At 70.8% G+C, this 14,195-nt stretch carries 12 protein-coding genes; 4 read left to right on the top strand and 8 right to left on the bottom strand.

What is annotated here, in order from left to right; all coding sequences use genetic code 11:
• The first annotated feature begins 23 nt into the window (after positions 1-23).
• A complete protein-coding gene (gene rffA / locus OP18_RS31610; RefSeq protein WP_033362763.1) occupies positions 24-1,181 on the top strand; it encodes a dTDP-4-amino-4,6-dideoxygalactose transaminase in 1,158 nt (385 codons plus the stop codon).
• A gap of 80 nt (positions 1,182-1,261) precedes the next feature.
• Positions 1,262-1,660: a GtrA family protein gene (locus OP18_RS31605; protein WP_033362762.1), complete on the top strand. Its 399-nt coding sequence runs from the start codon at positions 1,262-1,264 to the stop codon at positions 1,658-1,660.
• Between the two features lie 933 nt (positions 1,661-2,593).
• Here OP18_RS31605 and OP18_RS31600 read toward each other — a convergent pair.
• The 6 genes from OP18_RS31600 to OP18_RS31575 form a co-directional block, all read right to left on the bottom strand.
• Positions 2,594-3,577: a glycosyltransferase family 2 protein gene (locus OP18_RS31600; protein WP_081971278.1), complete on the bottom strand. Its 984-nt coding sequence runs from the start codon at positions 3,575-3,577 to the stop codon at positions 2,594-2,596.
• A 44-nt stretch (positions 3,578-3,621) separates the two neighbouring features.
• Entirely contained in the window at positions 3,622-4,848 is a 1,227-nt protein-coding gene (locus OP18_RS31595; protein ID WP_033362761.1) for an acyl-CoA reductase, read from the bottom strand.
• Positions 4,845-5,891 carry a LuxE/PaaK family acyltransferase gene (locus OP18_RS31590; protein WP_033362760.1) on the bottom strand — a complete coding sequence of 349 codons (1,047 nt, stop codon included), beginning with the start codon at positions 5,889-5,891 and terminating at the stop codon, positions 4,845-4,847. Before OP18_RS31590 ends, OP18_RS31595 begins: the two co-directional genes overlap by 4 nt.
• On the bottom strand, positions 5,888-7,282 hold the full coding sequence (locus OP18_RS31585) for an AMP-binding protein (RefSeq protein ID WP_033362788.1): 1,395 nt from the start codon (positions 7,280-7,282) through the stop codon (positions 5,888-5,890). The genes OP18_RS31590 and OP18_RS31585 overlap by 4 nt, the downstream gene beginning before the upstream one ends.
• A 157-nt stretch (positions 7,283-7,439) precedes the next feature.
• Positions 7,440-8,189, bottom strand: a complete 750-nt coding sequence (locus tag OP18_RS31580; protein WP_033362759.1) for an SDR family NAD(P)-dependent oxidoreductase — start codon at positions 8,187-8,189, stop codon at positions 7,440-7,442.
• On the bottom strand, positions 8,173-8,418 hold the full coding sequence (locus OP18_RS31575; protein ID WP_033362758.1) for an acyl carrier protein: 246 nt from the start codon (positions 8,416-8,418) through the stop codon (positions 8,173-8,175). The genes OP18_RS31580 and OP18_RS31575 overlap by 17 nt, the downstream gene beginning before the upstream one ends.
• A 106-nt stretch (positions 8,419-8,524) precedes the next feature.
• Here OP18_RS31575 and OP18_RS31570 point away from each other — a divergent pair, with 106 nt between their 5' ends.
• Entirely contained in the window at positions 8,525-9,019 is a 495-nt protein-coding gene (locus OP18_RS31570) for a GNAT family N-acetyltransferase (RefSeq protein WP_033362757.1), read from the top strand.
• On the opposite strand, the gene OP18_RS31565 is transcribed toward OP18_RS31570, so the two are convergent.
• Complete coding sequence (locus OP18_RS31565; protein WP_052387618.1) at positions 9,016-10,236, bottom strand: FAD-binding oxidoreductase; 1,221 nt, start codon at positions 10,234-10,236, stop codon at positions 9,016-9,018. The genes OP18_RS31570 and OP18_RS31565 overlap by 4 nt on opposite strands.
• A gap of 224 nt (positions 10,237-10,460) precedes the next feature.
• On the bottom strand, positions 10,461-11,387 hold the full coding sequence (locus OP18_RS31560; protein ID WP_156089934.1) for an alpha/beta hydrolase family protein: 927 nt from the start codon (positions 11,385-11,387) through the stop codon (positions 10,461-10,463).
• Positions 11,388-11,624: 237 nt separating this feature from the next.
• Here OP18_RS31560 and OP18_RS31555 point away from each other — a divergent pair, with 237 nt between their 5' ends.
• Positions 11,625-13,703 carry a S9 family peptidase gene (locus OP18_RS31555; protein ID WP_033362755.1) on the top strand — a complete coding sequence of 693 codons (2,079 nt, stop codon included), beginning with the start codon at positions 11,625-11,627 and terminating at the stop codon, positions 13,701-13,703.
• The last annotated feature ends 492 nt before the right edge of the window (positions 13,704-14,195 follow it).

Genomic DNA, 14,195 nt, shown 5'->3' with positions numbered 1-14,195 from the left:
ACACCGTTAGGTAGGCTCCAGCAGTGACCCCCACGAACCAGCTTGCAGTTCCATTCAACAGGGCCTATCTGACCGGCGACGAGACCGGCTATATGCAGCAGGCGATGACGAGTGGACCGCTCACCGGGGACGGGCCGTTCACCAAGCGCGCGAGCGCCCTGCTCACCGAGATCCTGGGGGCGCAGCACTCGCTGCTCACCACGTCGTGCACGCACGCGCTGGACATGACCGCGCTGCTGCTCGACCTCGAGCCCGGCGACGAGGTCATCGTCCCGTCGTTCACCTTCTGCTCGACGGCCAACGCCTATGCCCTGCGCGGCGCCGTGCCAGTCTTCGTCGACTGCCGCCCCGACACGCTCAACCTCGACGAGCGCCAGGTCGAGGCCGCCGTCACCCCCCGCACCAAGGCGATCGTGGTCGTGCACTACGCCGGCGTCGCCGTCGAGATGGACGCGATCGAGGCGATCGCCCGCAAGCACGACCTCGTCGTCATCGAGGACAACGCGCACGGCATCGGCGGCACCTACCGCGGCCGCAAGCTCGGCTCCATCGGCGCGATGGCCACCCAGAGCTTCCACGAGACGAAGAACGTCCAGTGCGGCGAGGGCGGCGCCCTCATCTTCAACGACGACACGTACTTCGAGCGCGCCGAGATCATCCGCGAGAAGGGCACCAACCGCGGCCAGTTCTTCCGCGGCATGGTCGACAAGTACCGCTGGATCGACATCGGCTCGTCCTACCTGCCCTCGGACCTGCTCGCCGCGTTCCTCACCGCGCAGCTGGAGCACTTCACCGACATCCAGCGCCGCCGGATGCACATCTGGGACAGCTACCACCAGCGCCTCGCCACCTGGGCCGTCGAGCACGAGGTCGCCCAGCCCACGGTCCCCGACGACCGGGAGCACCCCGCGCACCTCTACTACCTGCTCCTGCCCGACCTCGACAGCCGGCAGGGCATGCTCAAGCACCTCCTCGGCCACGGCGTCCTCGGCACATTCCACTACCAGCCGCTGCACGTCGCGCCCGCCGGCGTCAAGTTCGGCCGCACCGGTCCCGACGGGTGCCCGGTCACCGAGGACGTCGCCGACCGGCTGCTGCGCCTGCCCCTCTACGGCGGCATGACCGAAGCCGACATCGACCTGGTCATCAGCGCCGTCGAGTCCTTCCAGCCCCGCGGATGACGGAGACCATGGACGCCGCTTCTCCTGCGGCCGATTCTCCTGCGGCCGCTTCGGCTGCCGGACCGTCCCGGTCGTGGCCGGTGCGCACCGTGGTCATGCTGTACAACGACCGGCGCGTGCGGTATCTCGCCGTCGGCGGCGTGTCCGCGGTCTCCTACTACGGCTTCTTCGCCGCCGTGTACCTGCTCACCCGCGACCACCTGCACTACCTCATCCCCACGATCATCGCGAACTTCTTCTGCGCCGTGGTCACGTACCCGCTGCAGCGCCACTTCGTCTTCCAGTCGAAGGGCCCGATCATCGCCGGGTTCCTGAAGTTCTACGTGATCTGCCTGTGGGCGCTCGCGTTCACGCTGCTCGGGCTGCCGCTGCTGGTCGAGGTGTTCCACGTGCCGGTCCTGATCGCCCAGGCGATCCTGATCGTGGTCGCCCCCGTGATCAACTACCAGCTCAGCAAGCTGTGGGCCTTCCGGCGCTGAGTTTCGCTCTTGTCCGGCGGCCGGACCCGGCTGTTCCTGACGGCCAGATCCGGTACTTGGTCACGGCCAGCGGCACGAGGTCGCTCCTGGCGGCTGGCGACCGCCGTTTGTAGCCGGGATCGCGCCTGGCCGGGACCGCTGCCTGGCCGGGACCGCTGCCTGGCCGGGACCGCTGCCTGGCCGGGACCGCTGCCTGGCCGGGACCGCTGCCTGGCCGGGATCGCTGCCTGGCCGGCTGGGCGGTCGGAGATCGCTGTCCGGGGCGGCTGGGCGGTCGGAGATCGCTGTCCGGGGCGGGAGTCGGCGTCTGATCACGGTCGAGCGTGATGTTCGCGGCCATGCCGCCCGCACTGCTCGGCTCCGGCCCACGACCGCGCCGCACGCCTACGCCGCCCACACTGCTCGGCTCCGGCCCACGGCCCACACCGCACGACCGCGCCGCACGCCTACGCCGCATGGTCTTATGTGCTGCTCGGGCCCACGACTGTCTGTGCTGCTCGGGCCCACGACTGTCCGGACACGCTGTCCAGGCCCATCGCCCGCGCGGTCGCTGCCGTGTCCCGCGCCTGGCCACCCCTGTCGCCTGGCCACCCCGGTCGCCTGGCCACCCCGGTCGCCTGGCCACCCCGGTCGCCTGGCCACCCCGGTCGCCTGGCCACCCCGGTCGACCGACCGCAGTTCCGGAAGATTCACCGCTGGCCTGCCGGTTGGGCACCTGAAATCGCCGTCACCAACCGAGATCGCTGTTCGGCGGCCGGCAACCGCGATCACACGTTGGCAGCCGGCAACCGTGATCGCCGTTTTGGTGGGCGGCAACCACGATCGCCGTTTGGTGGACGGCAACCGCGATCGCAGCCCTGCCTGAAGCTAGCCCGGATTCGGTCAGTCCCGAACCTCGGTCAGTCCCGAACCTCGGTCAGTCCCGAACCTCGGTCAGCCCTGGACCCGGTCGGCCCCGACCCGGTCGGCCCCGACCCGGTCCGCCCCGACCCGGTCGTTGCCGTTCACGTGTTCGCGGATCACGTACGTGGGCCGGCCCATACCGTGCGCGTGGACCCGGCCCAGGTACTCCCCCAGCACCCCGATCCCGATCAGCTGCGCCGACGAGAACACCGTCACCAGCGACGCGACCGTCGTGAAGCCGGCCACTGTCGTGTCGCCGCTGAAGTACAGGTAGATGAGGCGGATCGTCAGCACGAGACCGCAGATGCCGATCAGGAACCCCAGGTACGTGACCAGGCGCAGCGGCTTCGTCGAGTACCCGAGGATCATGTTCACGGCGTGCTTCATCAGCGACCGGAACGTGAACCCTGACCGGCCCTCGGTGCGCTGGTCCATGCGGACCGTCGTGGAGCCGACGCGGGTCGTGGTCCAGGACAGGACGATGTCGACGGACACGTGGGGGCCGCTGACCTGGTCGAAGCCGGCGCGCAGGAAGGTGCGGAAGATGCGCAGCGCGCCGAGCACGTCGGCGTTGGGGATGCCCATCGTGCGGCCCATGACGAGGGTCTTCGCGCCCCAGGAGGTGATGTTGCGGAAGACGCCGTGCTCTTCCTGCTCGGAGACCGCGTAGACGACGTCGAGGTCGTCGGTGAGCGCGTCGACGAGCTTGGGCAGCTCCTCCGGCGGGTGCTGGAGGTCGTCGTCCATGGTGATGATGCGCTCGAACGAGGCGGCGCGGATGCCGGCGATGAGGGCGTTGTGCTGCCCGTAGTTGCGGGCCATGCGGATGGCCTGGACGTGCTCGTACTTGCCGGCGAGCTGGCTGGCGACGTCCCAGGTGTTGTCGGTGCTGTCGACGACCAGGATCACCTCGTGGTCGGGGGTGATGCCGGGCAGCACGCCGTTGAGCCGCTCCACCAGCGTCGGAAGGATACGCGCGGAGCGATAGCACGGAACGACGACGGACAATGACACGTTGTGGAGCTCCTCACAGAAACGTGTACGGCGAGAGTACTCCGTCAGGCCTGGATCGTGATGATGCGCGTGAACTCGTGGAGCAGGTTGAACCCGTCCCAGGTACCCGCGAAGGTCAACGCCTGACCGAACGGCACGATCCGGTCGATGCCGCGGCCGGCCAGGGTGGTGACGAAGTCGTCGAGCTCCGACATGGTGAAGCCGTACTGGCTGAGCGTCTGGTCCTTGCGCTGGATCGCCGGGGCGAGCTCGGCGAGGGAGCCGATGGTGACGTGACAGATGGTGCCGGCGCCGAGCCAGTGCCGCTGCACGTCGTCGAGGCCGGCGAGGGACACGTTGGCGACGGCGTTGCCGTTGAACGTGACCTGGGTGGCGGCGCCGGTCGCGGCGAGGCCGTAGGTCGCGACGTACTTCTCGACGGCCATGGCCGGGTCGACGCCCCAGCCGCGGCGGGCGACGACCTCGGCGAGCAGCTCGTCGAACTCGGCCCGGGCGGCCGCCACCGCGTCGCCGGAGCCGATCCAGAACAGGTCGCGGGGCGAGGAGCAGGCGGCCTGGTCGAACCAGTACAGGTCGTTGGCGAACCCGTCGGCCGCCGCCCGCCGCTGCTCCGGCGTGGACGCCTGCCAGCCGGCGACGGAGATCGCGGCGAACGAGGAACGGTCGGGGAACGCGAGGTCCCGCGCCAGCGGCCGGATCGGGTGTTTGCGCAGCTCGTTGACGGACTGGTCGCCGCCCCACAGCACGCGCAGGTCGCAGGCGCCGATCAGCGCGCCGGTGATCGCGTCGTCGCGGTCGTACGTGACCATGCGCTGGGTCTGCGCGATGGCCGGGTGGGCGTCGGCGAGCACGTCGTTGAGCGCCTCGAGGACGGTCTGCGCGGCGCCGGCCGCCCGGGCCGAGACCCGCACGATGTTGTGGTTGCCGGCGAGCGCGGACAGCGCCCACGAGTAGACGAAGATCGTATCGACGTTCGCCGGCGGGAAGTGCAGGACGAGGCCCCGCGGCGCGCGGCGCTGGCCGGCGACGCCGTCGCCGAGGCGTTCGACGGCCCGGGCCAGCTCGCCCTTGCGCAGGAAGAAGCCGAGCGAGCCGAGCTCCGGGTGCCGGCGGGCCAGGTCGGGCTTGAGCAGCCGCCGGGAGAACGCGATCAGGAACTCGCGGACCCGTTCGTCGCCGACGGTGAGCCGGCCGTCGGCCGGCTCGTCGGTGATCTCGGCCAGGAGCCGCTCGACGCCGAGATCGGCGGCGACCGGGAAGACGCTTTTCATGACGCACTCACAAACGTGTCGCTGCAGCCCCGGGCCTCCGCGCGGGGCAGCCGGCCCAGGATGGAGAAGCGCTTGCCGGGCCAGGCGCCGTCGTCGATGCCGTTGATGACGCCCATGTCCTCGGTCAGCAGCAGGTGGCCGGGGTACGACTCCGGCAGCGTGCTGATCACCTCGACGAGCCCCGGCCTGCCCGGCGGCAGCGGCTCCCACGTCTCCGGGTCGCGGATCACGACGTCGGCGAAGTCGGGGCAGTACAGCGAGTTGCCGTCGGGGCCTTCGAGGTACACGACGCCGATCTGCTCGACCATGCCGTAGAAGTTGTGGATGCGGGTCAGCCCGGTGTCGGCCTGGAACGCGCGGCGGAACTCGGCGTTGTCCACCTGCTGGTCGACCAGCTTCTTCCAACCGCCGGAGTGGACCAGGATCCCGTTGCTCAGGTCGAGATCGTTGTCGCGGGCCAGCTCGTACAGGTAGAGCCACACCATGAACGTGAAGCCGAAGACCAGGAACGGCTTGTCGCCGTGCTTGGCGAGGAAGCCGCGCACGGCCTCGAGGTCGGGCTTGCTGTCCTCGTCGAGGGCCCAGACGTGGTCGCGGCCGAACGTGATCATGCCGAGGACGCCGGCGCCGCGGGCGCTGAACGAGCGGCGGTTCTTGATGATCGCGGTGGTGTCGACGATCAGCATCGGCAGCCGCTTCGGGCCGAGGACGGCCTGCAGGGTCTGGCCGAGCATCCTGGTCTGCGCCGCCGCGGCCGCCTTGTCGAGGTAGATGCGGCTGACGTCGCCGGTGGTGCCGCTGGAGGTCAGGACCTTGAAGACCTCGTCGTCGGGGATGCTCTTGAGCTGGTGGGTCTTGAACAGGCGGACCGGCAGCCAGGGCAGGTCGCTGATCCGCTCGTAGGAGCGGCCGGGGTCGTGCCCGGTGGCGGCGAGGATGTTGGCGTACGCCGCGCTCCGCGCCCGGTGCTGCTCGGTCAGCTCGACCAGGCGGGGCAGCAGCTGCGCCTCGCGGTCCGGCTGCGGCAGGGTGAACACGCTCATCGTGCGGACTCCAACGCTCGGTAGTCGACCTTGCCGTTGCTCAGCAGCGGCAGGGCGGGGACGCCGCGCATCTCGAAGCCCGACCAGTGCAGTTTCAGCCGGTCGGCGAGCTCGTTGACCCGCGGTGCGAGGTCCTCGGCGGTGGCGCCCTCGACGAAGACGATGACCTTGTCGTCGCCGGCGACGGCGGCGACCGCGCCCGGGCCCGTCGCGGCGGCCAGCTGCTCGATGTCGTCGAGGTTGAGCCGGACGCCGAACACCTTGCCGAAGCGCTTGAGCCGGCCGTCGATGAAGAGGTAGCCCTCCTCGTCGAGGTGGCCCAGGTCGCCGGTCTCCAGCAGCCCGCCCTGCTCGTCGCCGCGGGCGAGGTCGGCGGCGGTCTCCGCGTAGCCCATCATCACGTTGGGGCCGCGGTAGAGCACCTCGCCGACGACGCCGGGCGCGGTGGTCTCGGTGCCGTCCTCGAGCCGCACGGTGAGCCGGCCGCCGGGCACCGCGGGCCCGACCGAGCCGAGCTTCTCCGCGAGCCGGTCGGCGGGCAGGGTGGTGAGCCGCGGAGCGGCCTCGGTCTGGCCGTACATGACGAACAGCCGCCCGCCGACGGTTGCCATGCGCTCGTGGAAGTCCTGGACGAGCTCGGCCCGCAGCCGGCCGCCGGCCTGGGTCAGGGTGCGCAGGCTCGGGTAGCGCCGGGGGTCGAAGCGCAGGCGGCGCAGCATCTCGTACTGCGACGGCACCAGCGCGAGCGAGGTCACCTCGTGCTTCGTGATCGCCGGCCAGAACGACCGGGCGACCAGGCCCTCGGACTCCACGACGACGGTCGCGCCGGCGGCGAGGTGCGTGTTGAGCACCGACATGCCGAAGCTGTAGTAGAACGGCAGGCTGCTGACCGCGACGTCGGCGCCGGTGATGCCGAGCGCCTCGATGATCGAGGTGGTGTTGGCCAGGATCGCGCCGCGCGAGAGCCGGACGAGCTTCGGGTTGCCGGTGGAGCCGGACGTCGCGAGCAGCGTGGCGAGGTCGGGGTGCGCGACGGTCGCCGACGGCGTGTCACGCTCCCACAGTTCGTCGTTGCGGCGCGTGTACCCCTTGTGCACGTCCGACGGGAGCGGGCCGCAGACGGCGGCGGGCTCGAAGCGCTCCACGAAGTCGGCGAGGGTCTCGGCGGGCAGCCCCGGGTCGAGCAGCGCCAAGGGGCGTCCCGCCTCGAAGGCGCCGATGTAGCGGACGATCGCCTCGACGGTGGTCGGTGTCCTGAGGAACAGCACGCCGGGGGTGAGCTCGGCGTAGCCGGCGACGGCGGCGTGGACGGCGTCGCGGAGCGGCACGCCACTGAGCTCGGCGCCGGTCGCGGCGTCGATCAACCTGGCATCGGGGTGCAACAGCGTCACGCTGTCACCTCCGCAGTCCCGGACCGTCGAGGCGGACACGGATGCTCCTCACCGTACTCCACCCAAAAAAATCGGCCCGAGTTCCGTACATGACCAATCACGCAGCGTTCCAGATGCGGCGCCGACGGGACCGCGTGCGCCGCTTCGCCGCGGACCGTCATACGACCAGACCGCCGTCGACCTCGATCACCTGGCCGGTGACGAACCTCGCCGCGTCGGAGAGCAGGAACGCGATCACGTCGGCGACGTCCTCGGGCTCGCCGAGGCGGCGCAGGGCGGTCGACGCGACCCGCTCGGCGCGGCCGGCCTCGTCGAGGGAGTCGAGCATCTCGGTGGCGATGAACCCGGGCGCGACCGCGTTGACCCGGATGCCGGCCGGGCCGAGCTCCTTGGCCGCGGCGCGGGCGAGCCCGGCCACGGCGGCCTTGGTCGCGCCGTAGACGGCCTGGCCGGCGGCGCCGGAGGTGCCCATGACGGAGGAGAGCAGGACGACCGAGGGCGACTTGCCGCGGCGCAGCAGCTTGACGGCGCCGTTGACGGTGTGGGTGGCGCCGACGGCGTTGACCGCGAACAGCCGCTCGACGGCGGTGTCGCCCATCATGCCGAGCAGGCCGGCCTCGTGCACGCCGGCGTTGACGACGAGGGCGTCGAGGCGGCGGTGCCGCTCGAAGACGAGCCGCAGCATCGTCTTGACCTCGGCGACGTCGCTGACGTCGCCGTGCACGACGAGCGGCTCGACGCCGAAGTCGGCGGTCAGCTCGTCGGCGGTGGCCTTCGCGGAGCCTTCCCGCATGCCGTGGAGGACCAGTTGGTAACCCTCGGTAGCGAGTTTGCGCGCGACGGCCCGGCCGATCCCCCGCGAGGATCCCGTGACGAGCGCGACCCTGGCGTCAGCCGGAGAAGTCAACGTCGTGCTTTCCGAGGATCTCGACGGCCTTGTCGAACGAGCTGAGGTCGATCACCTCATCGGTGTCGATCATCACGTCGAACGTGTCCTCGATCTCTCCGACCAGGGAAAGGTGGGCCAGTGAGTCCCATTTTTCGATGCCCCGGTATTCGAGCTTGTCGACGTCATAGTCCTCGGGCAGCGCCAGCGCGGTGCGGAAGGCGACACGAAGACGATCGAGGTTGCTCATCAGCTCAGGGTCCTGTTCGATCGGGAAAGCGGGCTGGCATCCGCGAGCGAGTGTACCGTTGGCCGGTCTTTCAATGACTCACGCCTGCCCCACGGGAGGTTTCCAGGTGCTGCGCGAAGCCGACGAATCGGACGTCGAAACCATCCGCCGCTGGCGCAATCACCCGAAGACCCGCGGTGCCAGCATCTACACCGCGTTCATCACCCCGGAGGGTCACGCTCAGTGGTGGGCGAAGGTCCAGGCGGACCCGTCCCGGCGGGTGCTCATCTTCGCGTACAAGGGCAATGACTGCGGTGTTGTCACGTTCAACGACCACGACGAGGTCGCCGGCACTGCCGAGTGGGGGTTCTTCCTCGACGTCGACGGGCTGGAGGAGCGCGGCGAGCTGCTGCCCGCGTGGATGGAGCTGGAGAAGGCCGCGGTCGCGTATGCCTTCGACGAGATGAAGCTCACGTCCGTCGGCGGCCGGACCCTGGCCTGGAACAAGCAGGTGATCGCCCTACACCGCCGGTTCGGCTTCGTGGAGGTGCCGTCGCGGCAGTACACGACCGAGATCGACGGCGTGGAGCAGCTGGTGGTCTGGACGGAGAAGACCCGCTAGCAGGTGGGCAGCCGGCCGGGGGCCATGCGCTCCTCGGGGTCGAGGGCGAGCTTCAGGCGGACGGTCGCGTCGGACAGCCGGCCGGGGCCGTAGGTCTCCACGAGCTCGCGCAGGTCGGCGGGGGCGCGCAGCAGGGTGCAGCCACCGCCGCCGCGGGCCAAGAGGACGGTCCGGGCGGCGGTCAGCATGCCCGCGAGCCGCTCCGGCGGGACCGTGGCGGGCAGCGCGACGTGGGCGATGCCGGCGCCGACCGAGCCGCGGACCGGCACGGGGATGCCGGCGGCGTCGCGCAGCGCGTAGACGACGGCGAAGAGTTCACTCGGCTGACCCCAGATCTTCAGCGCCACGTCGTCGGCGTCGAACGGGTAGCGCCCCCACCAGTCCGGTGGGGTGTGCTCGACGGAGGCGCCGCCGCCGAGCAGGTGGGCGGCTCCCTCGGCACGGGCGGCGCTGCCGGCCCGGCTGCCTTCGAACAGGGCGGCGAGCTCCGCGGGGCGGCCGGTGCCGCCGGGCAGGTCGGCCTCGATCGCGGCGGCGCCGAGCGAGGAGCCGACGAGCGCCTCGGTGAGCTGCTGGACCTCCCGCGGGGTCGACACGGGGCGCACGACCCAGGCGCGGGCGGACGGCATCGGCTCCAGCCGGACCGTGGCCTCGGTGATCACGCCGAGGGTGCCGAACGATCCGCAGATGTGCCGGGCCAGGTCGTGGCCGTCCAGCTGGCGTTCGAGGCTGCCTTCGTCGAGCGCCACCCGCACGCCGGCGACCAGGTCGCGTGGGGTGCCGAACCGGTGGCGCAGCGGGCCCGCCTCGTTGGTGGCGAGGACCCCGCCGAGGGTCGCGCCGGGTGAGGCGACGTCGAGCGGGATCCGCTGGCCCTTGCGCAGCAGGTGGGCGCGCAGCGCCCGCATGGGGGTGCCGGCGGCGACGGTGGCGGTCAGCTCGTCGGGCTCGTGGTCGAGCACGCCCGACATGCGGCCGAGGTCCATGAGGATGTCGACGTGGGCGGGTGGGAGCCCCCAGTCGAGCTTGGTGCCGGCGCCCGACGGCACGATCGACAGGCCCGCGGCGGCCGCGGCGCGCAGCACGCCGGAGACCTCTTCCGCGGTGCCGGGCGCGACGACCCAGCCGGCCGGCACACCGTCCACCCGGTCGCCCGGGCCGGCCTCCCACACGTGCTCCGGCCCGCACGCCTCCGCCAACACTTCGATCACGCTCACCGCAGCCCACGCTTCCCTGCTCACGGTCCGGCACCAGCTGGACCGTCCGACGAGACGACCACACGGGGAAGTGCTCGCCGGCGGGATTCGCGGCAGCCAGGGCCAGCCGGTGCAGGCTTGATCCAGGCTTTCCCAACGACGCGTTCAAATATGATCGAGCGCCGGAACCATGCACATGGTGCACCAAGCGACATCGAACATGTGTTCGAAAGCGTAACGGGTCGTTACTTCAGCCGCAACTGCTTGCGGAGGAACGCCACCCGGTCGGTGCGCGCCGCCTCGAACGCGACCAGATCATGGCCGGTGTCATAGTCCTTGCGTTCCTTCGGGCCGGCGACACCGTTCGCCAGCTCGGCGCGCTCGGCCTCCGGCACCACCGTGTCCTGCTTGCCGAACTGCAGCAGGACGGGTTTGCGGCCGGTCACCGCCACGTACGGCGGCGCGTCGAACCTCGACAATGCGTCAAGGTAGGCGTGCCAGTCCTTCGGCACCGGATGCCGGACCATCCACCGGGAGATCCGGCTGGTCCCCGACGCGAGGACGCTCGCCGTGATGCGGGAGTCGATGCCGTAGAGGACGGCGCCCTGGACGGCGCCCCAGCTGTGCCCGGCGAACCCGGCCCTGGAGCCGTCACAGTCCGAGCGGCGGATCAGCAGGTCGAAGGCGCGGCGCAGGGCGACCACCGAGTCCGCGACCACCTTGCTGTCGGCGACCGGGTCGCCGGACGGCTTGAGCGGCAGCTCCGGCACGCAGACCAGCGCGCCCAGCCGGGCGACCGCCATCGCCTCGGCCAGCAGGGTGTCACGGTTGCCGTCGCTGCCGTGCGCGTAGACGATCGCGGGCAGCCGGCCGGTGAACTTCTCCGGGCCGACCACGTACGCCGGGATCTCCTCGCGCCCCCTGGTGTCGGAGTACGTGATGTCCTCGAGGATCACGCCGTCGCCGGTCCGTTTGTCGGTCAGCTGGGCGTTGAGCGTGGCCTTGGCGTCGTAGTTGTACAGCTTCTTGAGCTCGGCGATCGGCACCGGGGCGGGCACGTACGCCGAAGGGTCGAACGTGGAGGCCGGTTGGACCGCGCCGGAGGAGCCCGGCGCCGCGCCGCCCTTCACGTCAGGTGCGTTCGACTCCTCGGCGCACGCTTGGACCAGCATCGCTGCCAGTCCCGCCACCCCAATCTGCAACACCCCGCGACGCCGCACCGCGCTCCTCCATGGGCTCGCCCGAACTTCGAGACCATGACGGTACCGGCGTCGCTTTCTCCTACAGGACAGACCGGCGAGGTACCCCCCTGGTTGCCTTTTTGTTTTCCCGTGGGGTGCCGTCGGGGGCCCCGACGCGGCGGAAAGTGTCAGGGGTTGCGGGTAACGTCTTGGAGCGTGACTTCAGGTGTGACGGGCGTTCAGCCGCCGACGGCGAAGCAGGTTCCGCACGAGCGGACGCACCACGGCGACACCGTGGTCGACGAGTATTTCTGGCTGCAGGACAAGGAAGACCCAGACACGGTCGCCTATCTGGAGGCGGAGAACGCGTTCACCACGGCGGCGACCGCGCACCTGGAGAGCCTGCGCGAGACGGCGTTCAACGAGATCAAGTCCCGCACCAAGGAGACCGACCTGTCGGTGCCCACCCGCAAGGGCGCCTACTGGTATTACACGCGCACCGAAGAGGGCAAGCAGTACGGGATCCACTGCCGGGTCCCGGCCGCCGCGGGCCAGACGACCCCGCCCGACCTCGGCGACGGCGGCGCCCTCCCCGGCGAGCAGGTGCTCCTCGACGGCAACGAGCTGGCCGGCGACTCCGAGTTCTTCGCGCTCGGCACGTTCGACATCAGCCCCGACAGCCGCCGCCTGGCCTACAGCACCGACTTCGCCGGCGACGAGCGGTTCACCCTGCGCGTGAAGGACCTCGACACCGGGGAGCTGCTGCCCGACACCGTCGAGGACGCGTTCTACGGCTCCGCGTGGTCCGCCGACGGCTCGACGCTGTTCTACATCACCGTCGACGAGGCGTGGCGGCCCTACCGGGTCTGGCGGCACACCATGGGCACCGCCGCCGGCGAGGACGTCATCGTCCACGAGGAGACCGACGAGCGGTTCTGGGTGGGTGTCGAGCTGACCCGTTCCGAGCGGTTCATCCTCATCGACATCCACAGCAAGATCACCAGCGAGGTCCTGGCCGTCCCGGCCGACGCGCCGACCAGCCCGCCACTGTCGATCTCGCCCCGCCGCCAGGGCATCGAGTATTCGGTGGAGCACCACGGCCACCGGTTCCTGATCCTGCACAACGACGGCGCCGAGGACTTCGCGCTGTCCTACACCTCCGCCGACGCGCCCGGCGCCTGGACCACGCTCATCGAGCACGAGCCCGGCACCCGGCTGCTCGGCGTCGACGCGTTCTCCGGCCACCTGGTCGTCTCGCTGCGCCGCGACGGGCTCACCGGCATCCGGGTCGTGCCGCTGCAGGGCGCCGCGCCGTATGACATCGCGTTCCCCGAGCCGATCTACGCCGTCGGCCCCGAGGCCAACCTCGAATACGACACCACCTCGTTCCGCCTGCACTACGTCTCGCTCGTCACGCCCGACTCGGTGTTCGACTGCAACCTCGACAGCGGCGAGCTGACCCTGCGCAAGCAGAAGCCGGTCCTGGGCGACTTCGACCCCGCCCGCTACGAGCAGCACCGCGAGTGGGCCCTCGCCGAGGACGGCACCCGCGTCCCGATCTCGATCGTGGCCCGCGCCGGCACCCCCCGTGACGGCTCCGCCCCCGCCGTCCTCTACGGCTACGGCTCCTACGAGGCCTCGATGGACCCGTGGTTCTCCATCCCGCGCCTGACGCTGCTCGACCGCGGCGTCGTCTTCGCCGTCGCCCACATCCGCGGCGGCGGCGAGATGGGCCGCCGCTGGTATGACCAGGGCAAGCTGCTGGCGAAGAAGAACACGTTCACCGACTTCGTGGCCTGCGCCGAGCACCTGGTCAAGGCCGGCTGGACGTCGTCGGACAAGCTCGTCGCCCGCGGCGGCTCGGCCGGCGGGCTGCTCATGGGCGCCGTGGCCAACCTCGCCCCGGAAGCCTTCGCCGGCATCGTGGCCCAGGTCCCGTTCGTCGACGCCCTCAACACCATCCTCGACCCGTCGCTGCCGCTGACGGTCACCGAGTGGGAGGAGTGGGGCAACCCGCTCGAGGACCCCGAGGTGTACGCGTACATGAAGTCGTACACGCCGTATGAGAACCTCTCGGCCCGCCCGTATCCGGCGATCCTGGCCGTGACCAGCCTGAACGACACCCGGGTCCTGTATCACGAGCCGGCCAAGTGGGTCGCCCGCCTGCGTGCCCTGTCCCCGGAGTCGGACGTGCTGCTGAAGACGGAGATGGGCGCCGGCCACGGCGGCCCGAGCGGGCGGTACGACGCCTGGCGCGAGGAGGCCTTCATCACCGCGTGGGTCCTGGACCGGGTCGGGCTCGCCTGACCGGGTCGGTGCCGGCTCGCTGAGGCGCTGGGGTCCGGCGCTCGTACCGTCGCGCGCGGCGCGGCTGACGGGTGCCGGACCCGGCTCGCCGGCGAGGACGCCTGCCCTGGTCGAGGCAGGGTGGGCGCGGACGCCAGCCGAGCAGGACGGCCGCTGACGCCCGGCCGAGGAGGACGAACGGCAGGCTGCCTCAGGCCGGCCGTGGGACACCTGAACGCACGCGCCGCCGGCCCGGGGCCCGCGTCCGGCAAGGCCTTCCACACGGCGGGGTGACACCCGAAAGGGTGGGGATAACCCGGACCGGTTTCCACAGCGATCTGTCCCCAGCTGTGGATAACTCCGCGCGGGCCTGTGGATGGATGTGTGCACGCCTGTGGATAACCACGTGGGGTACGCCTGGGATCCGCCTGCGTGTTGCCTGGTGGTCACCGGGTCGGCGGGCGCTGGGGGTGGCGATGCCCACAGGGGTTACCCACAGCCTGTGGATAACTG

Source organism: Dactylosporangium aurantiacum (genome assembly GCF_000716715.1).
Classification (GTDB): domain Bacteria; phylum Actinomycetota; class Actinomycetes; order Mycobacteriales; family Micromonosporaceae; genus Dactylosporangium; species Dactylosporangium aurantiacum.
Note: the sequence above shows the minus strand (reverse complement) of the source record. Positions and strands in the feature narration are given on the sequence as shown.